Annotated in this window: 20 protein-coding genes, 1 tRNA gene and 1 pseudogene; 16 read left to right on the plus strand and 6 right to left on the minus strand. The window is 55.2% G+C overall.

Going from position 1 to position 24,924, the window contains the following annotated elements:
* Positions 1–551 precede the first annotated feature (551 nt).
* From AB5Y50_RS16130 to AB5Y50_RS16140, 3 genes and pseudogenes are all read left to right on the plus strand, one after another.
* Complete coding sequence (locus AB5Y50_RS16130) at positions 552–704, plus strand: hypothetical protein (RefSeq protein ID WP_223925048.1); 153 nt, start codon at positions 552–554, stop codon at positions 702–704.
* 48 nt (positions 705–752) lie between these two features.
* Positions 753–986: pseudogene (locus tag AB5Y50_RS16135) on the plus strand (protein UmuC); the annotation flags it as partial.
* Positions 987–1,001: 15 nt separating this feature from the next.
* The gene (locus AB5Y50_RS16140) at positions 1,002–1,307 is read left to right on the plus strand and encodes a DUF4113 domain-containing protein (RefSeq protein ID WP_227656713.1); all 306 of its coding nucleotides are present in this window, start codon (positions 1,002–1,004) and stop codon (positions 1,305–1,307) included.
* A gap of 23 nt (positions 1,308–1,330) precedes the next feature.
* Here AB5Y50_RS16140 and AB5Y50_RS16145 read toward each other — a convergent pair.
* A tRNA-Thr gene (locus tag AB5Y50_RS16145) sits at positions 1,331–1,406 on the minus strand.
* A gap of 87 nt (positions 1,407–1,493) precedes the next feature.
* Positions 1,494–2,234, minus strand: coding sequence for a phosphatase (locus AB5Y50_RS16150; protein WP_010675345.1), 741 nt, complete (start codon positions 2,232–2,234; stop codon positions 1,494–1,496).
* A 468-nt stretch (positions 2,235–2,702) separates the two neighbouring features.
* On the opposite strand from AB5Y50_RS16150, the gene AB5Y50_RS16155 reads away from it, so the two are divergent.
* The 4 genes from AB5Y50_RS16155 (at position 2,703) to AB5Y50_RS16170 (ending at position 10,011) form a co-directional block, all read left to right on the plus strand.
* A complete protein-coding gene (locus AB5Y50_RS16155; RefSeq protein WP_102948662.1) occupies positions 2,703–3,356 on the plus strand; it encodes a TetR/AcrR family transcriptional regulator in 654 nt (217 codons plus the stop codon).
* A gap of 47 nt (positions 3,357–3,403) precedes the next feature.
* Positions 3,404–5,728: an acyl-CoA dehydrogenase gene (locus tag AB5Y50_RS16160; protein ID WP_041213197.1), complete on the plus strand. Its 2,325-nt coding sequence runs from the start codon at positions 3,404–3,406 to the stop codon at positions 5,726–5,728.
* Positions 5,729–5,889: 161 nt separating this feature from the next.
* Positions 5,890–8,952 (plus strand): efflux RND transporter permease subunit, encoded by a 3,063-nt coding sequence (locus tag AB5Y50_RS16165; protein WP_368163080.1) that lies wholly within the window; start codon positions 5,890–5,892, stop codon positions 8,950–8,952.
* Positions 8,953–8,967: 15 nt separating this feature from the next.
* Positions 8,968–10,011: an efflux RND transporter periplasmic adaptor subunit gene (locus AB5Y50_RS16170; RefSeq protein WP_368163081.1), complete on the plus strand. Its 1,044-nt coding sequence runs from the start codon at positions 8,968–8,970 to the stop codon at positions 10,009–10,011.
* 66 nt (positions 10,012–10,077) lie between these two features.
* Here the strand turns inward: AB5Y50_RS16170 and pyk are convergent, their stop codons facing one another.
* A complete protein-coding gene (gene pyk / locus AB5Y50_RS16175; protein ID WP_005324189.1) occupies positions 10,078–11,517 on the minus strand; it encodes a pyruvate kinase in 1,440 nt (479 codons plus the stop codon).
* A gap of 159 nt (positions 11,518–11,676) precedes the next feature.
* A complete protein-coding gene (locus tag AB5Y50_RS16180) occupies positions 11,677–12,531 on the minus strand; it encodes a MurR/RpiR family transcriptional regulator (protein ID WP_029314760.1) in 855 nt (284 codons plus the stop codon).
* Between the two features lie 348 nt (positions 12,532–12,879).
* Between AB5Y50_RS16180 and glk the strand changes: the two genes are divergently transcribed.
* Entirely contained in the window at positions 12,880–13,848 is a 969-nt protein-coding gene (gene glk / locus AB5Y50_RS16185; protein WP_113725162.1) for a glucokinase, read from the plus strand.
* A 369-nt stretch (positions 13,849–14,217) separates the two neighbouring features.
* Here glk and AB5Y50_RS16190 read toward each other — a convergent pair whose 3' ends face one another.
* A complete protein-coding gene (locus tag AB5Y50_RS16190) occupies positions 14,218–15,600 on the minus strand; it encodes an ATP-binding protein (RefSeq protein WP_368163082.1) in 1,383 nt (460 codons plus the stop codon).
* A complete protein-coding gene (locus AB5Y50_RS16195) occupies positions 15,600–16,274 on the minus strand; it encodes a response regulator (RefSeq protein ID WP_041207018.1) in 675 nt (224 codons plus the stop codon). The genes AB5Y50_RS16190 and AB5Y50_RS16195 overlap by 1 nt, the downstream gene beginning before the upstream one ends.
* 938 nt (positions 16,275–17,212) lie before the next feature.
* On the opposite strand from AB5Y50_RS16195, the gene rfbB reads away from it, so the two are divergent.
* The 8 genes from rfbB to AB5Y50_RS16235 all read left to right on the plus strand — a co-directional run bounded on the left by rfbB (position 17,213) and on the right by AB5Y50_RS16235 (position 24,901).
* A complete protein-coding gene (gene rfbB / locus AB5Y50_RS16200; RefSeq protein WP_042877774.1) occupies positions 17,213–18,298 on the plus strand; it encodes a dTDP-glucose 4,6-dehydratase in 1,086 nt (361 codons plus the stop codon).
* The gene (gene rfbD / locus AB5Y50_RS16205; RefSeq protein WP_368163083.1) at positions 18,298–19,185 is read left to right on the plus strand and encodes a dTDP-4-dehydrorhamnose reductase; all 888 of its coding nucleotides are present in this window, start codon (positions 18,298–18,300) and stop codon (positions 19,183–19,185) included. Before rfbB ends, rfbD begins: the two co-directional genes overlap by 1 nt.
* Positions 19,186–19,299: 114 nt before the next feature.
* Positions 19,300–20,178 carry a glucose-1-phosphate thymidylyltransferase RfbA gene (rfbA, locus tag AB5Y50_RS16210; RefSeq protein ID WP_113736193.1) on the plus strand — a complete coding sequence of 293 codons (879 nt, stop codon included), beginning with the start codon at positions 19,300–19,302 and terminating at the stop codon, positions 20,176–20,178.
* Positions 20,179–20,239: 61 nt separating this feature from the next.
* Positions 20,240–20,785 (plus strand): dTDP-4-dehydrorhamnose 3,5-epimerase, encoded by a 546-nt coding sequence (gene rfbC / locus AB5Y50_RS16215; protein ID WP_210557138.1) that lies wholly within the window; start codon positions 20,240–20,242, stop codon positions 20,783–20,785.
* Between the two features lie 8 nt (positions 20,786–20,793).
* Positions 20,794–21,564, plus strand: a complete 771-nt coding sequence (locus AB5Y50_RS16220; protein ID WP_201445123.1) for an ABC transporter permease — start codon at positions 20,794–20,796, stop codon at positions 21,562–21,564.
* A gap of 9 nt (positions 21,565–21,573) precedes the next feature.
* Positions 21,574–22,752: an ABC transporter ATP-binding protein gene (locus AB5Y50_RS16225; RefSeq protein WP_113978057.1), complete on the plus strand. Its 1,179-nt coding sequence runs from the start codon at positions 21,574–21,576 to the stop codon at positions 22,750–22,752.
* Position 22,753: 1 nt separating this feature from the next.
* Entirely contained in the window at positions 22,754–23,557 is an 804-nt protein-coding gene (locus tag AB5Y50_RS16230; RefSeq protein WP_210557134.1) for a glycosyltransferase family 2 protein, read from the plus strand.
* Positions 23,558–23,563: 6 nt separating this feature from the next.
* The gene (locus AB5Y50_RS16235) at positions 23,564–24,901 is read left to right on the plus strand and encodes a hypothetical protein (protein ID WP_133280071.1); all 1,338 of its coding nucleotides are present in this window, start codon (positions 23,564–23,566) and stop codon (positions 24,899–24,901) included.
* Positions 24,902–24,924: the final 23 nt, after the last annotated feature.

The raw sequence follows: 24,924 nt of genomic DNA on the forward strand, positions 1-24,924 counted from the left end.
GAACACTCGAGTTAGAAACGGGGTGACGTGAGCGCGTTAAGGATCAGGGTGTTCACGTTGGCCGGAATGGCTGTTCAACTTCGCCGGAATACGCACCCGGAGGCGGGCGCTGTGACCCACCATTTTGAAAGTAAATCGGTGGTGTGAAATGGCCATCACTGGGCAAAGCGTGCCTTTCCTCATTCACGGTAGGGATATAGGGACGTCGCTCACGCACATCCCAAGTTGCTACCGGATAGCACTGCTCGGCGGCCGGCTCACCGCTCGTTATGCAATACCTGAAAATAAGCCCAGCAGAACAGCCTGCGCCCAGATGGCCATAGACTGACTGGTGGCCCAATACGGCTCGCTGCACCAGTTGGACCGTCTCAATTGCAAGCCGGTTATCAATGAGACAGCTGACTGCGCTCGTTGACGCCCCACCGTCTCGCTCATCCACAAACAGCATAAAGGGCCAACCCTTCCAGGCTAGCCAACTATGCAGCCAAGAAGTCGCCTGCAACTGGCGGCGTCGTTGACTTGTGTGACGCGCTGCGCTTGGGGGCCAAGTGGTGGCACAAGACATTAACAACGTGGCTGACTTTGTGGCTAACGATGCCAAGGGGTTACGCGCCCAATACTGCGTGGTGATCGAGCAGATCGTACAGGAGCTGCGTGGTTTGCCTTGCGCAGAGCTGACCGTTGAACCGGTGGCGAAGCAGTAGATCCTCTCGATCCGTTCCTTTGGGACACGCGTGACTGACCGCAGGGAAATGGTTCAAGCGTTGTCAGAATTTATGGCTCGCGCAGCCGATAAGCTGCGTGCCGAGGGGATGTGTTGCCAGCGGGTGCACCTGTTAGTGCGAACCAGCCCGTTTGACGAACGAGCGCCTTACTACAGTGAGCAGGCCGGCGTTCGGCTAGTCAGCCCTAGCGATGACACCCCGTTGTTGCTGCAACAAGTGGGCGTGTTGCTACCGCAGATTTGGCGCGACGGTTACCGTTATCAGAAAGGAGGGGTCATGCTGAGTGAGTTCACTCCCAAGGGGCAGCAACAGGCCGATCTGTTTGCTCCGTCCTCCGCTCAATCTGATGCGCTGATGGCTGTGATGGACCAGATCAAAGCCAAGGGATTGGGACGCGTAGGCTTGGCCAGTCAAGGCACGGGGTCCGCCGATTGGATGATGCGCCAAGAGCACCTGAGCCCCTGTTACAACTCCCGCTGGGAGGACCTCTGCCAGTGGCTAGGTAAGTGGATACAGTTATGTTCCTGCTGTTTGCTAGATGTGGTACCCCAAGCCCAAAAGCACAAAGGGGTAGCCTCGTAATGAAGCTAACTTTTTGTTTTATTTGGTGCCGGTAATAGGAGTCGAACCTACGACCTTCGCATTACGAATGCGCTGCTCTACCAACTGAGCTATACCGGCGGCCTGATGTTCAGAGTCGTGAAAAAAGCCGGACAAGTCAATTGAGCCAACTCGATTTTATGAGTTGGCTCATGATGTTAAGGCATATCAGAGGTCAATGAACTCCGGGATGTGAGCACGGCCGCGGCTCTCGAGAAAATCGAGCAGTGCGCGGGGGGAGCGGGCCAGGATCCGCTCATGTGGGAAGTTGGCTTCGGTGACCAGCCGATGGCAGTGATCAAAGTCGCCGAGGCTGAATGCCACGTGGGAGTCGGAGCCGAAAGTGAGGTAGGCACCCAGATCGCGCGCCGCCTCGACGATGGCGCGGCAGTTGCTTTCACTACCTGCACGGGAGTGACTGAACGAGGAGTTGTTGACCTCCAGTGCCACTCGATACTCTGCCGCTGCCTTGACCACCGCCTGAATATCGATGGGGAAGGCGGGATTGCCGGGGTGGCTTATCATGTCGACCCGACCACTTCGAATGGCGTTGATCATGGCCTGGGTGTGGGTCGCCTGATCGCAGGGGGGGAACACCGGTTCGTGAAAGCCCGCCATGATCATGTCGAGCCGCGATTCGTAGCGCTCGGGGAAGTCTATTTCACCGTCGATGTTCTTGATGTTGGCTTCGATGCCGCGCAGGATGCCGACCCCGTCCACGACCCTGGGCAACACGTGCAGATTGACGAAATGCCAGTAATGCGGGGCATCTGCCATGTCCGGGCCATGGTCCGTGGTGGCGAACAGCTTGATCCCCTTGGTTTTGGCGATGGGCAGGTAATCGTGAATGGTGCTGTAGGCGTGGGTGCTGGCGACGGTGTGCGTGTGGGTATCGACCGTATACTTCATCTTCTCTCCCCTCTGGCATGAGGCGACAGCATAGCAAGATTGGCGAAGCCGGGCCATGTGGCTGGTTGCCATACTTTGTCACAATTTGGGTCTGTGCTGACAAAGTCTGATGACGTTTCACTGCGAGGATGGCGACATCGATGCAAGCCTGAACACCCATCGATGGGTCGACACTGGATGGTCAGACCCGTTTTCCCCGCCGTCGCCCCTGCGACGGTTTTTTTTGGTTCTCTGTCGGCGCATCGGGTGACGGCAGGGCAAAAAAATGCCCAACTAGCATGACGCAGGTTGGGCGAGACTTAATGTTTAATTGCAGTGGCATAGATATAGAGTGCCGTCTCGCCGCGAAGTTCCCGCCATCTTCCCTCTTTTTTGATTAAAAACATTTAGCCAACACTTGTTCACATTCTCTTGACATGGGTGGGCGTGAAACGTACTTTTTAAACATTCGTTTAAGTGAGGTGTCCAGTGAGTAAAATCGATACCAAGAACCGTATTCTCGACGCCGCCGAGGTGCTGTTTGCCGAGCGGGGGTTCGCCGATACCTCGTTGCGTCTGATCACCAGCGAGGCCGATGTGAACCTGGCTTCGGTCAATTATCACTTCGGCTCCAAGAAGGAGCTTATCCAGGCGGTGCTCGACCGTTATCTGAGCCTCTTCATGCCGGCACTGGACGAGCGGTTGCAGACGTTGATGGCGCAGGATCAGCTGACCCTGTTGCAGGTGTTCGAGAGCTTTGTCGAACCCCTGATGAAACTGTCGGCCGTCAGGGCGAATGGCCCGGCGCTCTTCATGCAGTTGCTGGGGCGCGGCTATATCGACAGTCAGGGCCACCTGCGACGCTTTATTACCACCCATTATGGGGCGACCCTGCACGGGATCACCCAGGCCATCTCCAAGGCCAATCCGGATTTGTCGCCAGCGGATCTCTTCTGGCGCCTGCACTTCACCCTGGGCACCGTCGTCTTCACCATGGCCTCTGCGGATGCCCTGCGTGACATCGCCCAGGCCGATTTTGGCCAGCAGCTCGATGTGGAAGGGCTGGTGCGCAACGTCATTCCTTATCTGGCGTCCGGTGTCGGGGCGCCCGTGGAGTCGACCAGGCTCTCCCTGGCCGTGTAACACCTAACAATAATCAACGGAAACAGTGAAATAGAAGGAACTTCGGTATGATCACATTGCTTGTCCTGCTGGTGCTGGCGATAGCCGTGGTGCTCGGTGTCCCCGCCATCCGTAAAAAGGTGGTGACCCGCCCCGTGTTCGGCATCTTCAAGAAGATACTGCCGCCCCTGTCGGCCACCGAGCGGGAGGCCATGGAGGCCGGCTCCGTCTGGTGGGACGGGGAGCTGTTTCGCGGCAACCCGGACTGGAAGAAACTGCACGGCTACGGCAAGGCCGAGCTGAGCGCAGAAGAGCAGGCCTTTATCGACAACCAGGTCGAAACCCTGCTCGCCATGGTGGACGACTTCAAGATCGTCAACGAGACCAAGGACCTGCCGGAGCCGGTGTGGGACTATCTGAAGAAAGAAGGCTTCTTCTCCCTGATCATCCCGAAATCCTACGGCGGCCGCGAGTTCTCGGCGATTGCCAACTCCACCATCGTCACCCGTATCGCCACCAAGAGCCTGAGCGTCGCGGTCACCGTCATGGTGCCCAACTCCCTCGGACCGGGCGAGTTGCTGATGCATTACGGCACCCAGGCCCAGAAAGATTTCTGGCTGCCGGGGCTGGCCAACGGCAAGGAGGTACCCTGCTTCGCCCTGACCGGGCCGGAAGCGGGCTCCGATGCGGGTGCCATCCCGGACAAGGGGATCGTCTGCAAGGGGATGCACAAGGGTGAAGAGGTGCTGGGCATTCGCCTGAACTGGAACAAGCGCTACATCACCCTGGCGCCGCGTGCCACCGTGCTGGGGCTGGCGTTCAAGCTCTATGACCCGGAAAAACTGCTGGGTGACAAGGAAGAGATCGGCATCACCTGTGCGCTGATCCCGACCAGTCACCCTGGCGTGCGCGTCGGCGATCGCCACTACCCCATGGGGCTGGCGTTCCTGAACGGCCCGACCTTCGGCAAGGATGTGTTCATTCCGCTCGACTGGATCATCGGTGGCCCGGATTACGCCGGCCGTGGCTGGCGCATGCTGGTGGAGTGCCTCTCCGCCGGTCGCGGCATCTCGCTGCCTGCTCTGGGTACCGCCTGTGGTCACATGGCGAGCCGCACCGTGGGCGCCTACTCCTACGTGCGCAAGCAGTTCGGCATGTCCATCGGCAAGTTTGAAGGGGTGCAGGAAGCGCTGGCCCGCATTGGCGGCCTCACCTATCAGCTCGAAGGCGCTCGTCGCATGACCGCAGGTTCCCTGGATTTGGGTCAGGCACCGGCCATCGTCACCGCGATTTCCAAGTACCACATGACCGAGATGGCCCGCCAGGTGATGGATGACTCCATGGACATCCATGCCGGTCGCGCCATCCAGCTGGGCCCGAAAAACTACACCGGCTACGCCTACATGGGCATTCCGGTGGCCATCACGGTGGAAGGGGCCAACATCCTGACCCGCAACCTGATGATCTTCGGGCAAGGGGCCACCCGCTGCCATCCGTATGTGTTTGCCGAGCTGGAAGCGGCGGCCGACACCGATGTGGAGCGCGGTCTCGAGAAGTTTGACGCCCTGTTGATGAAACACATCGCCTTCGGTACCGGCAACTTCTTCGGTGCCCTGTTCCAGGGGCTGACCCTGGGTCAGTTCAACAGTGCCCCGGTGGCCGGCGAAACCGCCCGCTACTACAAGCAACTCTCCCGCATGAGTAAAGGGCTGGCCCTGTGCGCCGACGTCTCCATGCTGATGCTGGGTGGCGATCTCAAGCGCAAGGAGATGATCTCCGCCCGTCTGGGTGACGTGCTGAGCCACCTCTACCTGGCCTCCGCCACCCTCAAGCATTACGAGGATCAGGGCCGCATGGTCTCTGACCTGCCGTTCGTGCAGTACGCGGTGGAGCGCAACCTCTACCTGATTGGCAAGGCGTTCGAGGGCTTCTTCCAGAACTTCCCGAACAAGGTGGTGGGTGCCGTACTCAAGCGGGTGGTGTTCCCGTTCGGCGTCGGTTACAAGATGCCGGCGGACGATCGCTGCCACGCCATCTGCCTGGCCATGATGACGCCGGGCGAGTTCCGGGATCGTCTGACCGCGCTCTGTTATGTAGGCAAGGACGAGGCGGATCCGGTGGGGCTGATGGAGCGTGCCTTCCAGGCCATGGTCTCGGTGCAGCCCATCGAGAAGAAGCTGGTGCAGGCCCAGAAAGAGGGCAGACTGCCCCGCAAGCTGGCGCTGCCTGAGCTGGTGGCTGCCGCCCTGTCCCAGTCCATCCTCGGCAAGGAGGAGGCGGACAAGCTGCTGGCCGCCGATGCCTTGCGCTACGAGGCGATCCAGGTGGACAACTTCGCTCCTGGCGAGCTGGAAGGATTGTCTCAACCGAACCCGGTCGAGCATGCAGCCTGACCCCGAGCGTAAACCGACAACCGGCCCTAGTGGCCGGTTTTTTGTTGTTTAACCAGGCATTTACAAGGTCGATTAATTCCAGTTTAATGCAATGGCCCCCACCCTTGGGGCAGGAAGCAAGGCCATCGGAATGGCCGATAACAACAACTCAGGAAGAGTGAATGAACCTCGCCAAAACGGCGATCGAACGCCCCATCTGGGTGGCGGTCTCGGTCGTGCTGATTTTTTTGCTGGGCCTGCTCAGCATCCGTGGACTGCCCGTCCAGCTGTTTCCCGACATAGACCGTCCTCACCTCAACATCACGGTGGACTGGCGTTCGGCCTCGCCCCAGGAGATGGAGTCGGAGATAACCGATCCCATCGAGCAGGAGATGCAGGGGGTACAGGGGCTCAAGAGCCTCAGCAGCAACAGCTACCCCGGCTTCACCGAAATCGACATGGAGTTTGCCCTCGGCACCGACATGCAGCGGGCCCAGCTTGACGTCATCTCCCGCCTGAACCGGGTCTCGGGGCTGCCGGACAACATCGGCGGTCCTTACGTCAACAACTACAGCAGCAACGACACCCTGACCTTCTTCTTCATCCAGCAACTGCCCGGCGCCAAGGGGGAGATAGACGATCACCAGGCGCTGATCGAGGCGAGGGTCAAGCCCGAGCTGGAGCGGATCCCCGGGGTGTCCACGGTCGACATCGAGGGGATCAACGAGCGCCAGATCCAGATCCGTTTCGACCCTTACCGCGCCGCCGAGCTGGGGGTGGAGATCCCAGTGCTTGCCAGCCGGGCAACGACGGGCTGGGATGTGTCGGCCGGCACCCTCGACATCGGACGCTGGGAGTACAAGCTGCGCTTTGCCGGTCGCTATGACGTGGCGGCCCTGGGGGACAAGGTGGTGGACTGGCGTGACGGCCTGCCCATCTATCTGCGGGACGTTGCCGAGATCAGAGTGGCCCGGGAGGAGAACCCGGTGCTGCGCATCCAGAACGGCAACACCGCCATCGCGGCGCAGATCTTCAAAGAGAGCGGTGCCAATGCCCTGGCGGCGCTCGAGGGGATCAAGACCAAGGTCGGGGAGCTCAACCGGGAGGTGCTGGAGCCGGTCGGCCTGCACATGGAGCAGTCGTTTGACGCTTCCCTCTACATCAACCGGGCGGTGAGCATGGTGACCGCCAACCTGGGGCTCGGGGTGCTGCTCTCCTGCGCCATCCTCTGGGTCTTTCTTCGCCAGCTCAAGGCGACCCTGATGATCGCGATCGCCATCCCCATCAGCATCATGCTCACCTTCTGCCTGCTCAAGGTGATGGGGCGGACCCTCAATATCATCTCCCTGGCGGGCATTGCGTTTGCGGTCGGCATGGTGCTCGACGCCGCCATCGTGGTGCTGGAGAGCATCTACCGGCGCCATGAGCGGGGTGACATCAGCAAGGGAGAGGCGGCGCTGGAGGGCACCCGCCGGGTGTGGACCGCTCTGGTGGCGTCCACCCTGACCACGGTCGCCATCTTCCTGCCGGTGCTCCTGCTCAACGACGTGGAAGGGCAGTTGTTTGCCGATCTTGCGCTCACCATCGCCTGCGCGGTGACCGTCTCCATGGTGGTGGCGGTCACGGTGTTGCCTGCGGTGGCGGCGCGCTGGATGGGGCACGAGCGGCTGATTGATCCCTTTGAGCGCCTGTGGTGCCGCGCCACCCGCCATGTGATCCGCTGGACTGCCACCGCCCCCAGGCGCTGGGCCATCATCGTCCTGATGATGACGGGGCCTGTGCTGGCGAGCTGGTTGATGTTGCCCAAGATGAACTACCTGCCGGATGTGAAGCGGGACGCCATCGATGTCTGGATGAGTTTCACCCCCGGGGTCAATCTCAAGGCCCAGCGGGAGGAGGTGATCGATACCCTGATTGCCCGCCTCGACCCTTATATGAAAGGGGAGAAGGAGCCTGTCCTCAAGAACTACTACATCCTGCGCTACCCGGGCGGTGCCCAAATCGGGGTGCGGCCAAAGGAGGAGAGCCAGATCAAGGTGCTGGAGCAGCTCTTGATGAAGCAGTTGCTGGTGGGCATTCCCGACACCCGGGTGTTTGGCGGTCAGGGGTCCCTGTTTGGCGGTTTTGACAGTGAAAACAGCATCTCCCTGCTGATCCAGGGGGGTGGGCTGCCCGAACTCTATCAGGCGGCCCGGGAGAGCATGACCATAGTGCAGCGGGACTTGCCCGGCGCCCAGGTCAGGCCAGAACCTGGACTCGATTTCACCGCTCCCGAGCTTCGGCTGGTGCCCCAGGACAGGCGCCTGGCCGAGGTGGGCTGGGATCGCTCCCCCATGCCCGCCATCATCCAGACCTTCGGCGATGGTCTGCGGGTCGGCGAATATTTCGACGGGGATGAGCGGCTCGACATCCTGCTGATGGGGCAGGCCTCAGCCAACCCGGACGAGCTCAAGGCGGTGCCGCTTGCTACCCCGTCCGGGCGTATCGTTCCCCTTGGGGAACTGCTGCGGGTTGAGCCGCAACTCGGGCCTGAGAGCATCTTCCGATCCGATGGGCGGCGCAGCATCAGCCTGCAGATTTCGCCCCCGGCGGGAATGAGCATGGAGCAGGTGCTCGACACCCTGCAGCACAAGAGCTTTGCCGCCATCCGGCCGTTGCTGCCGGCCGGGGGGGAGCTGCGGGTCGCCGGCAATGCCGACAGCCTGCAGCAGGCGCTCGGCAACCTCGGCAGCATCTTCCTGTTCGCCGTGATGATACTGCTCATTCTGCTGTGGGGGGTCTTCGCCTCCCTCAAGGATGCCGTGCTGGTGCTGCTCACCTTGCCACTCGCCACCGTAGGCGGCGTGCTGGCGCTGCACCTGAGCGGTCTGGTGGCGCCGCTGCCGATGGACTTGCTCACTATCATCGGCTTCGTCATCCTGCTCGGGTTGGTGGTCAACAACGCCATTCTGCTGGTGCACCAGACCAGGATGGCCGAGCGGGAGGGGATGAGCCGACAGTCGGCAGTCACCGATGCTCTGCAAAGCCGGATGCGTCCCATCGCCATGACCAGCCTCACCAGCATCTTCGGTATGCTGCCCCTGATGCTGAGTCCGAGCGAGGGGAGCGAAATCTACCGGGGGCTGGCCACCGTCATCGTCGGCGGCATGAGTTGCAGCACCCTCTTCACCCTGATCCTGTTGCCCGCCTTCCTGCGGTTGGGGGAGCAGACCGACATACCGCACGCCCTTCGGCAGCGTGCCTGAGCAAGGAGCTCATCGATGACACAAGGTTTCACAAGGATAGTGGTGGGGGCTCTGCTGCTGGCTGGCGGGCTGCCTGCGCTTGCACAAAGCAAGATGGTGACGCTGGCGGAGGTGGCCCAGGGAGAGGCGGGGGCCAGCATCTGGGTCAGCGGCACGGTGGCGAGCCGCCAGCAGGCGGCGCTCAGCGCCGAAGTGAGCGGTCGGGTGGAGTGGATAGCCGAGTTTGGCAGCCGGGTGAAGGCGGGGGACGAGTTGCTGCGCCTGGACAGCGCGACTCTGCGCCTCTCGCTGGAGCAGGCGAGGGCGGAACAAGCCAGAGAGGGGAGCAACCTGCGTTACGCTCGCGCCGAGTTCCAGCGCCTGGATCGTTTGCACCAGCAAAAGAGTGCCTCCCAGAGCCAGTATGACAAGGCGCGCTATGACGTGGAGCAGGCTGAGCTGGCCGAGCAGCTGGCGCGGGTGCAGGTGCGCCAGATTGAGGAGCAGCTGCGCAGAAGCCGCATCTTTGCCCCGTTTGACGGAGTGGTGAATGAACACTTCATCCAGCCGGGGGAGCATGTGGATGCGGGCGAACAGGCGCTTGAGCTGGTCAATCCGGACCAGCCGGATATCCGGTTGCGTGCGCCTATCGCCTGGGCCCGGCAACTGGTCACCCAGACCCGGTTGCGGGTGGAAGGGGAGCAGCTCAGCAGCCACGCCATCTATTACCAGCGGGCGGCGAGCGCCGATCCCAAGTCCCGGCTCATCGAGCTGCGCCTCAAGCCGGAAGCGGGCACGTTCATCATCGGCTCGCCAGTGCGGGTGGCGCTGCCGATGGGAGAGCAGCACACCATGCTGCTGCCACGGGATGCCCTGGTGCTCGGCACCGAGGGAAGCGTGGTCTATCAGGTGGAGCAGCGCGGCGAGGCGCTCACGGTGAACCGGGTGCCGGTCACCGTGCTCTTTGGGGACAGCCGGGAAGTGGCGGTGAGCGGCGCTCTCAAGCAGGGAGACAAGGTGGTGGTGCGCGGCGCCGGCAGCCTGCAGGATGGGGACAAGGTGGGGCTGTTTCGCGGTTGAACCTGGGCAGATCCCATAAAAAACGGCTCCCGCGGGAGCCGTTTTTGTTGCAGGGAGGAGGGGCGATTACTCGACCATCATCACCTTGCAGGTGTTGGTGCTGCCGACGGTCTCCATCTTGTCGCCGTGGGTGAGCAATACCATGTCGCCGCTTTGCAGCAGTCCCTTGGCCTTGAGCACGTCCAGCGCGTCGCGGCACACCTCGTAGACCGGCTTGGTTTCGTCGCCATCAAACAGCACGGGGGTGACGCCGCGGTAGAGGTTGGCCCAGGCCAAGGTCTTGTTGTGAGGAGACATGGCGAAGATGGGCAGGCCGGAGCTGATGCGGGACATCAGCAGCGGGGTGGTGCCCGACTCGGTCAGCGCCACGATCGCCTTGACCCCTTCCAGGTGGTTGGCCGCATACATGGTGGACATGGCCACCGCCTCTTCCACCGAGGTGAAGGTGTAGTTCATGCGGTGGTTGGAGACGTTCAGGCTCGGGTGCTTCTCGGCGCCCACACAGACGCTGGCCATGGAGGTCACGGTCTCAATGGGGAACTGGCCGGCGGCGGTCTCGGCGGAGAGCATCACCGCATCGGTACCGTCAAGCACGGCGTTGGCCACGTCCATGACTTCGGCACGGGTCGGGAGCGGCGCGTTGATCATGGACTCCATCATCTGGGTCGCGGTGATGACCACGCGATTCAGGCGACGGGAGTGGCGAATGAGCTTCTTCTGCACACCCACCAGTTCGGGGTCGCCGATTTCGACACCCAGGTCACCACGGGCCACCATGACGGCATCGGAGCCGAGGATGATGTCTTCCATCGCCTCGTCGCTGGCGACGGTCTCGGCGCGCTCGACCTTGGCCACGATCTTGGCGTTGGAGCCAGCTTCGCGGGCCAGTTCGCGGGCGTAGCGCAGATCATCGCCGCTGCGGGGGAATGAGACCGCCAGGTAGTCCACGTTCATGCGGGCGGCGGTCTTGATGTCTTCCTTGTCCTTCTCGGTCAGGGCCGGGGCGGAGAGGCCGCCACCTTTCTTGTTGATGCCCTTGTTGTTGGAGAGAGGGCCGGCCACGGTCACCGTGGTGTGGATGCGGGTGCCTTCGACCTGCTCGACCTTCAGTTGCACGCGGCCATCGTCGAGCAGCAGGATGTCACCGGATACCACGTCCTGCGGCAGGCTCTTGTAGTCGATGCCGACCTGTTCCTGGCAGCCTTCGCCCTTGCCGAGGGCGGCATCGAGAATGAACTTGTCACCGATGGCGAGGTAGATCTTGCCATCCTTGAAGGTGGAGACGCGGATCTTGGGGCCTTGCAGATCGCCCATGATGGCCACGTGGCGGCCCAGCTTGGCGGCGATGTCACGCACCTGGTTGGCGCGCTGGATATGATCTTCAGGAGTGCCGTGGGAGAAGTTCATCCGCACCATGTCGGCACCGGCGCGAATGATCCCCTCGAGAATGCCGTCGCGATCGGTCGCCGGACCGAGTGTGGTAACAATCTTTGTACGTCTTGGCATGAAAGACTCCAATGTGAAGTTGATATGACTTGAAATACTGCCCCGTCAAGCATGTGGCATGGCGCCAACTGGCAGGCCATCTGGGTGGCCTTGTTTGATTGAATTTCGATACTACACCAAGCCCGTTGGCATAGACAGTCGGGGCGGACCCCCGAATGATCAGGAGGAGTGCGGGGTATCAAAGCGGGATTCGCGCAAACCTTCTTTGACTTTCTTCAGGTTTTCGCGAAATTTCATGCCACGGCGCAGGGTGAAACCGGTGGCCAGCACGTCCACCAGGGCGAGCTGGGCGATGCGCGAGGCCATGGGCATGTAGACGTCGGTGTCTTCCGGCACGTCCATGGAGAGCACCAGGTTGCATTCGCGGGCCAGGGGAGAGTCCTTGGCGGTCATGCCGATGACGGTGGCATCGTTTTCCCGGGCCAGCGCGGCAATTTCCACCAGGGCCTTGGTGCGGCCGGTGTGGGAGATGAGGACCACCACGTCCCCTTCACTGCTGTTGATGCAGCTCATGCGCATCATGACGATGTCATCGAAGCTCACCACGGGGATGTTGAAGCGGAAGAACTTGTTCTGGGCATCCCGGGCGACGGCGGAGGAGGCGCCCAGGCCAAAGAAACTGATCTTCTTGGACTGGGTCAGGATGTCGACGCAGCGGTTGATGGCGGAGATGTCCAGGCTGTTCTTGGCGGCATCGAGACAGGCCATGGTGGACTCGAAGATCTTGGCGGTGTAGGTGTCGGGCCCGTCTTCCGCTTCCACGTGGCGGTTCACATAGGGGGTGCCGTTGGCCAGGCTCTGGGCGAGGTGCAGCTTGAAATCGGGAAAGCCCTTGGTATCGAGGCGACGGCAGAAACGGTTGACGGTCGGTTCGCTCACATCGGCCAGCTTGGCCAGGGTAGCAATGCTGGAGTGAATGGCGGTTTGGGGTGAGGCCAGGATCACTTCAGCCACCTTACGCTCTGATTTACTGAAACTTTCCAGATTGTTCGTAATTTTATCGAGGGTATTCATCATTACCACCAGGCATTTTTGTAATTTAACTTCAGTGTCTGTGCACTAAATTCACAGCTCAAGCAGGTTTCCAATCTCCGCGATGACTATACAAGACAAGCGCTTATCGGAACTAATCTCGGCCCTGCAAAGTATGACTCATGTCTAATTATTTCGTGTTTTTAGTTGCAAACTTCCATTTGCGTCTTGAAAACGCTTACAAATGTTGCAAAGCAACAACACTGTGAGCGGGTGCACACTTGTCTGCATAAATCGCGCAGCTCGGCTGCGGGCTCGAGTAGTATTGCAGGCAAATAATAATGTCGGGACGGTAAGGGCCGCCCCGAGTCGGTAACGAAGGAGTTTGTTATGCAGCATACCCATGCGCTGGTGGGCGACGTTGGCGGTACCAATGCCCGGCTGGCCCTCTGCGAACTGGCGACGGGCGCCATTTCCCAGGCAAAAACCTATTCGGGGCTGGCCTATCCCAGCCTTGAGGCCGTGGTGCGCCTCTATCTCGAAGAGCACGATGCCACCGTGGGCGAGGCGTGCATCGCCATCGCCTGCCCCATCAACGGTGACTGGGTCGCCATGACCAACCACAGCTGGGAGTTCTCCATCCGCGAGATGCAGGCCAACCTCGGCCTTGCGCGCCTGCAGGTGATCAACGATTTCACTGCCGTCTCCATGGCGGTGCCCGTGCTCGGCGAGAGCGATCGCATCCAGCTCGGGGGCGCGGCTCCGGTAGCCGGCAAGCCCATCGCCATCTATGGCGCAGGTACCGGCCTTGGCGTCGCCCACCTGGTGCAGGCCGGTGAGCAGTGGCTGAGCCTGCCGGGTGAGGGCGGTCACGTGGACTTCGCCGCCAACACGGAAGAGGAAGATGCGGTGCTGCAGGTGATGCGCGGCGAGCTGGGCCATGTGTCGGCGGAGCGTTTCCTCTCGGGCCCCGGGCTCGTCAATCTCTATCGCGGCCTGGTCAAATCCGATGGCCGCGAGCCCGAACCCTTTGCCCCCAAGGACATCACCGAGCGTGCGCTGGCGGGGGATTGCCTCGATTGCCGCCGCACCTTGAGCCTGTTCTGCGTGCTCATGGGCCGCTTTGCCGGCAACCTGGCCCTCAACATGGGCACCTTCGGCGGTGTCTACATCGCCGGTGGCATCGTGCCGCGCTTCCAGGAGTTCTTCATCGGATCGGGCTTTCGGGTCGCCTTCGAGGACAAGGGGCGCTTCAAGCCTTATCTCAAAGACATTCCGGTCTTCCTTATCACCCATGAAGGACCGGGGCTGCTCGGGGCAGGGGCTTATCTGCGCCAGTCGCTCGGGATCCGTCTCTGAGCCTTGCCAGGGTGAACATGGTTCAGTCCCGATTCAGTGACCGGGGCGTAAAGTGAACCTACGTACTCAAGAGGACGGGGCTTCATAGGGAATTGAAACCGGTCTTCATCCGCTGGGTGCGCATTGTCACCTGACAAGCCTGAACTGTTTTACCGGCCCTCGCGGCCGGTTTTTTTATGCCTGTCGTTTCTGCGCGAGCATGGGGCTGAGGGGAGCGGCAGGTCAGCTTCTGATGGGGGTGCAAGCTCGTCAGCCCCGCTGCCATGTGCTTGGCCTGGTCGAAGCATAAGGAGTGAGGTGTGAGACAGGGAAAGCACCGGGATGGCAACGCCCGAATGCGGCAGGAGCCAGGTACTGGCTCCTGCGCTGTCAGGGGAGGGTGATGTGGAATCTCGCGCCGCCGAGCGGGGAGTCATCCACCCGGATCTCGCCGCCGTAGCTGTGCACGATTTCGGTCACCACGGCGAGGCCAATCCCCTGGCCGGGGGAGCTGTCAGCCCGCACGCCGCGCTGGAAGATCTGCTGCGATTTGCCGGGATCGATGCCGGGGCCGTCGTCTTCCACCACGATGAGCAGGCCGCTCTCCCGGTGGCGGACATGAACCCGGATCTCGCTGATGGCGAACTTGCAGGCGTTGTCCAGCAGGTTGCCCATCAGCTCCATCAGATCGCCCTGCTCGCCGTGAAAGAAGACATCGTCGTCAAACTGGAAGCCGGTCTGCAGCTTCTTGTGGCGATAGACCTTGGCGAGGCTGGCCAGCAGCTTCTCTATAAGGGGAACCGGTTCGGTGCCCTTGTTTGCGAGGCGCTTTCGCCCGGTGACGGCACGACGTAACTGGTACTGGATGATCTGATCCATGGTGGTGATCTGTTCATTGATGTTGTCATGGATGTCGTGGCCGAGCTTGAGCTCCTGGGCGGTGATCTGGATGAGCGCCAGCCGGGTTTTCAGGCTGTGGGCGAGATCGTTGAGGGCGTGCTGGTAGCGCTGGGTCTGCTGGCGTTCGTTCTCCAGCAACTGGTTGACCGAGCTTGTCAGGGGGGTCAGCTCGCGCTCGTAGTCGTTTGACAGTGCCTCTCGCGTACCGGCGCGGATCTCGTCAATCTGGCGCGCCATGGTGCGCAGGGAGGAGAGGCTCCAGAAACTGGTGAGCAGCAACAGGGCGCCCAGCAGACAGTAGGCGAGCAGCGCCTGGCGAATGCAGCGGTAGAGGTAATCGCGGGTCTGGGCCTGATAGCGCCGGGCGGAATCGACCATCACCACGTAGTAGGTGGTGGGGCCGGCGCCATGATTGCGCAGGAAACGCAGGCTGTAGATGAAGTAGCTCTCGCCGTTCTTGATGGTATGCAGCTTGAAGAAATAGTCCTGATCCAGTCCCCCCAGGTATCTCATCAGATCCCGGCAGATGGTTTCCTTGATGGAGACCACCTCCGGCATGTGCAGGCTGGACCAGCTCAGCGCCCCGTCGGCGCGGCAGATCAGGGTGTCGAGATTGGGGTCGATGGCATCCGGGGTGAGCTTGCCAAGATCCGTCATGGCGTGGGGCTCCGGCTGCTTGGACGAGAACAGCTTGGAGAGGTTCTCCTGCATGCGGACACTGGCTTTCTGGGCCTGCTCCTCGGCATGGCCGAGGTAAAGGATGTAGACGGAGAAGGCCATGATGAGCGCGATGACCAGCATGGCACTCAGCATCAGCTTGAGGTGCAGGGAGCGGCGGATCAGGGTTAGGGGATGCAACATGGCAAGGCGCATCAGCTACAGGCGAGGTTGAAGATGTAGCCCTGGCGGCGGATGGTGGAGATGGGCTGGATGCTCCCTTCCGGATCCAGTTTTTTGCGAAGCCGGCTCACCATCACCTCAATGGTGTTGGGATCCCCTTCACCATCCCCATAGAGCTGATCCAGCAACTGCTGTTTGGAGACCACCTGACGGGCATTTCGCATCAGGTATTCTAGGATCAGATATTCGAAACTGGTCAGCACGGTGACCTCGCCGGCGATGGTCAGCTCCTTGCGGGAGAGATCCAGCTCGTAGTCACCCGCCTTCACTCTGGGGGAGATGAAGCCGGCGCTGCGGCGTACCAGTGCATTGAGGCGGGCCAGCAGCTCGTCCTTCTGGAAGGGTTTGACCAGGTAGTCGTCCGCCCCGGCCTCCAGTCCTTCCACCTTGTCCTGCCAGTTGCCTCTGGCCGTCAGCACAATGATGGGAAAGGGGATCTGCTGCTCGCGCAGGCGGGTGATGAGCTGAAGGCCATCCATGTCAGGCAGGCCCAGATCGATGATGGCGACATCGATGGGGTAGTCGGCTGCGTAGTGTAGCGCCACCTGGGCATTGTCCGTGCTGTAAACCTGGTTCTGGGCCTCGGTCAACAGGGTGGAGAGGTGGTGATTGAGCAGCTTGTCGTCTTCAACCAGTAGGATTTTCATAAGATGCATGATGATGAGGGTCCAGGCTGTCAATTAGAGGGTCAACAAGAGGGAGAGTCAATCCGGATCCTACCTGACCCCGCTGTATCGGGACTGAATCATCCCAGACTGAACTCCTCAATAGAGTGTTTAATAAGATGTCAAAACACTGTGACACGAAGCGATTTACATACGGTGACAGCAGTATGCGACCGTTATGATCGCAGTGGAGGGGCAGTAAGGTACGTTAATGAGTCAACAGAAGAGCACACTCTTGATCTCTTGGCGCTATCCTAACAATCTGATGCCCACGAATGAGGTGATAAGAGCACACTGACAGACATATTTTTTCTATTCTTCATCGAAAGGTGTCACTAGAGGATTATCAGTAAAAATACTGGTGACATTGAAGTCAGTAGGTTAATAGGAATGCTGTTGAATCCTTACCCTATCGAGTGCCTTTTGCACCTTTTGACTATTCACTCTTGGGTTAAACAAGATAGAATCTGACCCGCGATCGGGTTTAGGGCGCAAAAAGCCCAAGATGTGAGCAATGTAGGTTCCGGACAGCCTAGTAAGGTAATGGAATGCTTAAGAATTGTTAAACATCAATCAAAACAAGAAGCTGGAGGATCTGATGGCCAACAGCACGGACAAGAAGGTTAAAATCAGCATATTGGGAGCTGTAACTCAAGGGCGGTAGCGTTTCACTTTGTTAACTATGTCATCTTATTTCATAATTACCCTCCCCACCAAATTTATCAAATAAGAATTATTTACAAGTCGTATCGCTAGAAATTATGCAGAAAAATTAACCAAGCTTAGTTTCAGTGATATATCTGTGTGCTAGACGATTTAGTCATCAGTGTAGGCGCTTCGCAAACCTACCGTGAAAATCTTCTACGCAAGCGTCAAACAATGTCTTGTCATTTCGTTATCTTGAAATCGGGAACCTTTCAATGAAGATCCTTGTGACTGGTGGTGCCGGCTTTATCGGTTCAGCCGTTGTTCGCCATATCATCCAGCATACCCAAGACTCAGTTGTCAACCTCGACAAGCTGACCTATGCAGGCAACCTGGAATCCCTGGCTGAGGTCTCGGGCAGCGATCGTTACGCGTTCGAGCAGGTCGACATCTGCAGCCGCGTCGAACTGGATCGGGTGTTTGCTACCCATCAACCGGATGCCGTGATGCACTTGGCCGCCGAGAGTCACGTTGATCGCTCTATCACAGGCCCCGCCGACTTCATCGAGACCAATATCGTCGGCACCTATATGATGCTGGAAGCGGCCCGCGCCTATTGGAACGGTCTGGACGAGGCGCGCAAGACGGCCTTCCGCTTCCACCATATTTCCACCGACGAGGTGTATGGCGATCTGCCACATCCGGATGAAGCGTCTGCTGGTGAACCCTTGCCACTCTTCACTGAAACGACGCCCTACGCCCCCAGCAGCCCCTATTCTGCCTCCAAGGCTTCCAGTGACCATCTGGTGCGCGCCTGGCGCCGTACCTACGGCATGCCCACCATCGTCACCAACTGCTCCAACAACTACGGCCCGTACCATTTCCCCGAGAAACTGATCCCGTTGGTGATCCTCAATGCGTTGGATGGTAAGCCGCTGCCGGTCTATGGCAAGGGCGACCAAATTCGCGATTGGCTCTATGTGGAAGACCACGCACGCGCGCTCTACAAGGTGGTGACCACGGGCTTGGTCGGGGAGACCTACAACATCGGCGGTCATAACGAGAAGCAGAATCTGGAGGTGGTACACACCATCTGCGATCTGCTGGACGAGATGGTGCCGAAGGCGGGCTCTTATCGTGAGCAAATCACCTATGTGGCGGATCGCCCTGGCCATGATCGCCGTTATGCCATCGATGCCAGCAAGATGAGCAGTGAGCTCGCATGGCAGCCGCAAGAAACTTTCGAATCTGGCATTCGCAAAACTGTGCAGTGGTATCTGGATAACGAACAGTGGGTCAACAACGTCAAGAGCGGTGCCTACCAATCCTGGATTGAGCAGAATTACGGGGAGCGTGCCTGATGCATATTCTGCTGTTTGGCAAAAACGGTCAGGTCGGTTGGGAGCTGCAGCGTGCACTCGCACCGCTGGGCCGCATCACTGCCGTTGATTTTGACTCCACCGATTATTGTGGCGATTTCAGCAACCCGGCAGGGGTGGCCGACACGGTACGTCTGGTCAAGCCGGACGTGATTGTCAACGCCGCAGCCCACACCGCAGTCGACAAGGCGGAGAGTGAGCGGGAATTTGCCGAGCTGCTCAACGCGACCAGTGTGGCGGCGATCGCCAAAGAAGCGGAAGCATTGGGTGCCTGGCTGGTGCATTACTCCACCGACTATGTGTTCGATGGCAGCGGTGAGCGTCCCTGGGTGGAAACCGATGCAACTGCACCGCTCAACGTCTACGGTGAAACCAAGTTGGCAGGGGAACAGGGGGCGGCTCTCTGCGCTCGTCACCTGATCTTCCGCACCAGCTGGGTCTACGCCGCCCGTGGAGCCAACTTTGCCAAGACAATGCTGCGCTTTGGCAAAGAGCGTAGCGAGATGTCGGTCATCAATGACCAGTTCGGCGCCCCGACCGGTGCCGAGTTACTGGCCGATTGCACCGCCCATGCGATCCGCGTGGCGCAGAGCAGACCCGAGGTTGCCGGGGTGTACCATCTGATTGCCTCCGGTACCACCACCTGGTTTGACTACGCCCAATTGGTGTTTGCCAAAGCCAGAGAGGCTGGCGTTGATCTGGCGGTCACGCAACTCAATGCAGTGCCGACCAGCGCCTTCCCGACCCCTGCCAAACGCCCCCATAACTCCCGCCTTGATACCGACAAATTCCAGCGCACCTTTGATCTGGTACTGCCGGACTGGACCGTCGGCGTGGAGCGGATGTTGACCGAGATCCTCAGCAAGTAAATCCCTGGTCAGGGATGTGTTGAGTGCATCCCTGGCTGGCAAGAGATAAAACGTAAAAGGTGTAGCTGCAAGCCACCTTTTTCTTTTGCAATTTAAAAATAAGAAACAAGCATCATGACCAAACGTAAAGGCATCATTCTGGCCGGTGGCTCAGGCACCCGTCTCTATCCGGTGACCATGGCGGTGAGCAAGCAACTGTTGCCTATCTATGACAAGCCGATGATCTACTACCCGCTCAGCACCCTGATGCTGGCGGGCATTCGCGATATTCTGATCATCAGCACGCCGCTAGATACCCCCCGTTTTGAGCAATTGCTGGGTGACGGCAGTCAGTGGGGCCTGAATTTGCAGTACAAGGTGCAGCCAAGTCCGGACGGGTTGGCACAAGCCTTTATTCTGGGTGAAGAGTTTATCGGGTCAGACCCCTGTGCGCTGGTGCTGGGGGACAACATCTTCTATGGCCACGACCTGCAGAAACAGTTGGCGGCGGCAGCGGCCAAAGAGAGTGGTGCTACCGTCTTTGCCTACCATGTGCATGACCCCGAGCGTTATGGGGTGGTGGAATTTGATAAAGAGGGTACCGCTATCTCGCTGGAAGAGAAGCCGTTGGAGCCCAAGAGCAACTATGCGGTCACCGGCCTCTATTTCTACGACAACAGCGTTGTTGAGATTGCCAAGCGCCTGAAGCCGTCACCGCGTGGTGAGCTGGAAATCACCGATGTGAACCGTATCTACCTGGAGCAAGGCAATCTGTCGGTGGCGATGATGGGGCGTGGCTATGCCTGGCTGGATACCGGTACCCATGAAAGCATGATAGAAGCGAGCAACTTTATTCAGACTATCGAGACGCGCCAGGGATTGAAGGTGGCGTGTCCTGAAGAGATCGCCTATCGCCAAAAGTTTATCAGTGCTGACCAGATACGTGAGCTTGCAGCGCCGCTGGCGAAAAATGCATATGGCCAATATTTGTTAAGAATGGTTGCTAACGCCTGATGTGATATGGGGGGAGGAATGTTGTTCCCCCATAAAAACTGGATCAAATGTGGGTAAACAGATGAACGTAATCAAAACAGCAATTCCTGACGTGCTTATTTTTGAACCAAAAGTATTTGGTGATGAGCGTGGTTTTTTCTTTGAGAGTTTCAACCACAAGTTGTTTGAAGAGGCGGTAGGATATCCGGTTAACTTTGTGCAGGATAATCATTCCAAATCCTCGAAAGGGGTGTTGCGTGGGTTGCACTATCAACTGCCTCCCCATGCCCAGGGCAAGCTGGTGCGTTGTGTTGCAGGTGAAGTGTTTGATGTGGCGGTAGATATCCGCAAAAGCTCACCGAGCTTCGGCCAGTGGGTTGGCGTTCACTTGTCAGGTGAAAACAAACGACAGTTGTGGATCCCGGAAGGGTTTGCACATGGTTTTTTCACTATAAGTGAGACAGCTGAGTTTTTATATAAAACGACAAACTATTACTCTCCTAAAAATGAAAGGAGCATCCTCTGGAATGACAAAGAGATCAATATCAATTGGGGGGAGATTATTCCTATGTTGTCAGAAAAAGATAAAGTAGCTGTTGGTTTTTCATTTGCAGAATGCTTTGAATAAGGTTTTTGATGATGCAGTTATTAAGGCTTTCGCTTGAATTTAGTCGCAGGGAATTGCTAACAAAATATAAAGGTAGTGTATTGGGGCCTGCATGGGTTGTGTTGAGCCCTCTTTTATTGTTAGCGTTATATTCTGCTGTTTTTCAATATGTTTTTAAGGCGCGGTGGGATATCGATGGGTTAGAATTCAACTATACTGTTGCATTGTTTTGTGGTCTAACCCCTTATTTTTTTATGACGGAGATGATTGGGAAATCATCTGATTTGATTAATAATAACGCTAGTTTAATTAAGAAGGTTGTTTTCAATAGACTATCAATACCATTGTCTTCAACGATTAGTGCATTATTTATCTTGGTTATAAATATGACATTGGTTTTGCTATATAGAGCATATGATGCTGGCACGATAAATATTATCTGGCTATCGATATATTTATATGCAATTCCATTGTTTTTTATTGGGTTTGCAATTTCAACAATACTTTCTGCTCTTGGTTCTTATATAAAAGATCTAGGCAATGTTGCCAACTTTATCAATCCTGTATTGATGTTTATATCTCCTGTTTTCTTTGATGCTAAGAAGGTTAGCCCCATCTTCGAGAGTGTTATAAAATACAACCCCCTGTCGCCAATTATTTCAGGGGCCCGTAAAATTGTACTTGAATCATATGTTGATTTTAATTCCATTATGATGGTTACTTTTTTTAGTCTACTTGCATGTGCTATGGGTGTCTTTTTATTCAAAGCATTGGAAGAAGATTTTGCCGATCTTACGTGAGTTTTTAATATGCTAAAAGTTGAGAATGTTAGTAAAAAATTCAATATTAGTAGAAGCCCGTGGCGGCGCATATTTTTTAATCTCGGTATTAAATCAGCAGTTAAGAGCAGTGAGTTTTTTCATGCCTTAGATAACATCTCATTCTCAATTTCAAAGGGTGAGACTGTTGGTATTATCGGCAAGAATGGTGCTGGTAAGTCAACCTTGCTTCAGATTATTTGTGGAACATTGAAAGCATCTACTGGTAATGTATCCAAGCCAAAGAAAATAGCAGCTTTGCTCGAGTTAGGGGCCGGTTTTAATCCTGAATATACTGGCAGGGAAAACATATCATTAAACGGTTCCCTTATCGGTATGAGTAGCAAGGAAATAGCCGAAAAAGAGCAAGAAATAATAAATTTTTCGGAAATTTTGGATTTTATAGACATGCCTGTTAAAACATATTCATCAGGTATGTTTGCCAGGCTTGCATTTTCTATTGCTGTGCACTCCTCCCCTGACTTATTGATCGTGGATGAAGCTTTAAGTGTCGGTGATATGGCATTTCAAGAAAAGTCTATAAACAAGATGAAAGAACTTCGAGACTCAGGTATCCCGATCTTCTTTGTAAGTCACTCAATCCCAATGGTAAGGAACTTCTGTACACGTGCGATTTGGTTAGAGCATGGCAAGATTAAAATGGACGCCTCAGCAAAGGATGTGTGTACAAAATATTTAAAAGAAACCATGCCAACAGTTCAATGTGATTATAAGCATGCTGTAGTTATGACACCAAATTCACCGAAACTTAAAATTAAAAATTTTATAATAGAAAATGGGGTTGTTGCCACTGGATCTCGCCTTAATTTGTCATTTGATATTGAAAAACTCATTGACATATCATCTAGTATTGGCATCGGAGTTATTATTAGAAACTCTTCTGATAATATCGTTTCTGTGTTTAGCACAGTGAGAGATTCACTAAAAATAGAACGAGTTCCAAAAAACGTTTCTATAGAAATGAAAGATTTCCCACTTTTGAGTGGAAGATATAGTATATCAATATCAGTTACGGATGATTTGGCGACATTTCACTATGATAGGATAGACTATATTGCTCACTTTGACGTTACAACTCCAAAAAATGAACGTGGTTTAGAACGATATGAAGGTGCTGTCGGTATAAATCATAATTGGAGAATAGAGTAACATGTATAGTTATGAATATTATCTTGGCCGAGTAAGTAATCCAAAAGTTATTGTTATTACTCGGGTTAGAAACGAATCTTTAATTATGAAAGACTTTTTAGAGCACGTGAGTGTTTTTTGTGATGCCATTATTGTATTGGATGACTGTAGTATAGATAATACCTATGAAATTCTTCAGCAACACCCTAAGGTTACATCTATTATAAGAAATAACAGATGGGATAAAAATAATCGGACTGGACAAGAGACCGCTCACAGAAAATTGCTGAATGATCTTGCAATCAAGTTGTTTAGACCTCAGTGGATAATCTATATGGATGCGGACGAACGTTTGGTTGGAAATATTCGCACTGAGCTTGATTTACTCGATTATAATAAAATAGATTATATTAGAGTTCCATTATTCGATGCGTACATGACACATGATGATGCCCTCGATATAAAGGAGGGCGAAGTATTGCTTAACAGACGTAAATATTTTGGTCCTGAGCGTCGAGACATAATATTTATATGGAGCAGTTTATCTGGAGCTGATTTTATTCTCGATGATGCAAGAGAGCCTACTATATCTTCAAAAAGATACTTAACCTTATTTAAATGTCAACATTTTGGTAAAGCTCTGTCTGTTAGTCGATGGGAAGATAAGTGTGACTATTATATTGATAACTTCCCAGGGATCTATGCCGATAAGTGGTTGAGTAGAAAAGGTCAGGCAATACACAAAGAGTCTGACTTTTCTACTCCATTATATACATGGGGGAAAGATTTATTCGACAATGCGGTTGTTATTCATCCCATAAGTTGAGGTGTCATGTACAGAATCGCTATTTTATGTCAATCTTTGCGAAACTACGCTGGGGCTGAGAGAGTTGTTTATGAACTCACACAGGCATTTATTAGAGAAAATCATCAGGTACATATAGGATGCATCGATATAGGTGACTTTTATCATCAGCAGCTGGCTGGTGTAAGAATAAATGACTTGGTTGATGGTATGGATCATGAATATGATCTTGTTATTTGTTTCCATACCCACACGCTCCCGTATTTTTTCCCAAAAGGTGTAAACTGTAGGAAGTTATGCTACTTTTCACTAAGCCCTTATGAGCCTATAGAGGCCCCACTTTGCTCAGGTCAGCTATTTGATAGCTATCTATGTAACTCAGATGAAACAAAAGAAGAGCTGATTCGCTGCGGTATTGCGGCAGATGATGTTTATGTATTTCATAACTCTTGTTCTTTTCAAAATGATACATTTGAGTTGAAGCAAACTCTGAATAGAGTGGCAATTGTTTCTAATCACCCTCCACAGGAATTGTTAGAGTTACCATCATTAGACCATAATTTACATTTCGACTATTATGGCTCAGCAGCCAAGGTTGAAATGCTGAATGATTCGATACTTTCAAAATATGATGTGATCATTACTATAGGCTATACAGTTGTTTTTGCTGTTTCCGCGAAAGTGCTTGTATATATATATGACCACTTTGGTGGTGATGGATATCTTGATGCTGATAATTATGAATTAAATTCTTACTACAATTTTTCAGGTCGTCCAGCCTGTAGTAAAAAAGATGCTAGCACTATTATTAAAGAATTAAAAGATGATTTTCCTTCGGCTCTCGATACCTTCCAGCAAGTGTATGAACGTATGGCTGCCGAGCGAGATATAGCATCAAATATTGATAAAGCTTTTAATCTGAATGGTTTTGGCTTTAAAAAAATACTTTGCGATGCACTACAAGTTAAACATGCACTTGCTTATAGCAAACAATTACTTAGTAATAGATTTTTGCAAAAAATTGTAGATGGAGTTGATCGTGAAGCTATTAGTAAAAATATACTAACTCTTAGTGATACCGTTATGCATCAGGCTCGCCTCATTGAAAAACTAAATAATGATATCTTAATGTCTAATGACAAAATTAATATCTTAGTTGCACAAAGCAAAGAATATGCAGATATTTTGGCGGAGCATAGCATGCATTTAGCAGAAAATAGGGATGTTTTGGCGGAGCATAGAGGACTTTTAGTAGAAAATAGAGATTTTTTGAGCGCGCTAAGTGATGATGTAAAATCAATGAGAAATAACAGCTTTGTGGCTTTATTAAAGCGAAAAATTAAAAAGTTCACCAATCATCATTAATTAAAACTGAACTACTTAAGAAC

Origin of the sequence: Aeromonas sp. s6 (assembly GCF_040907815.1) — a bacterium.
Lineage (GTDB): Bacteria > Pseudomonadota > Gammaproteobacteria > Enterobacterales > Aeromonadaceae > Aeromonas > Aeromonas caviae.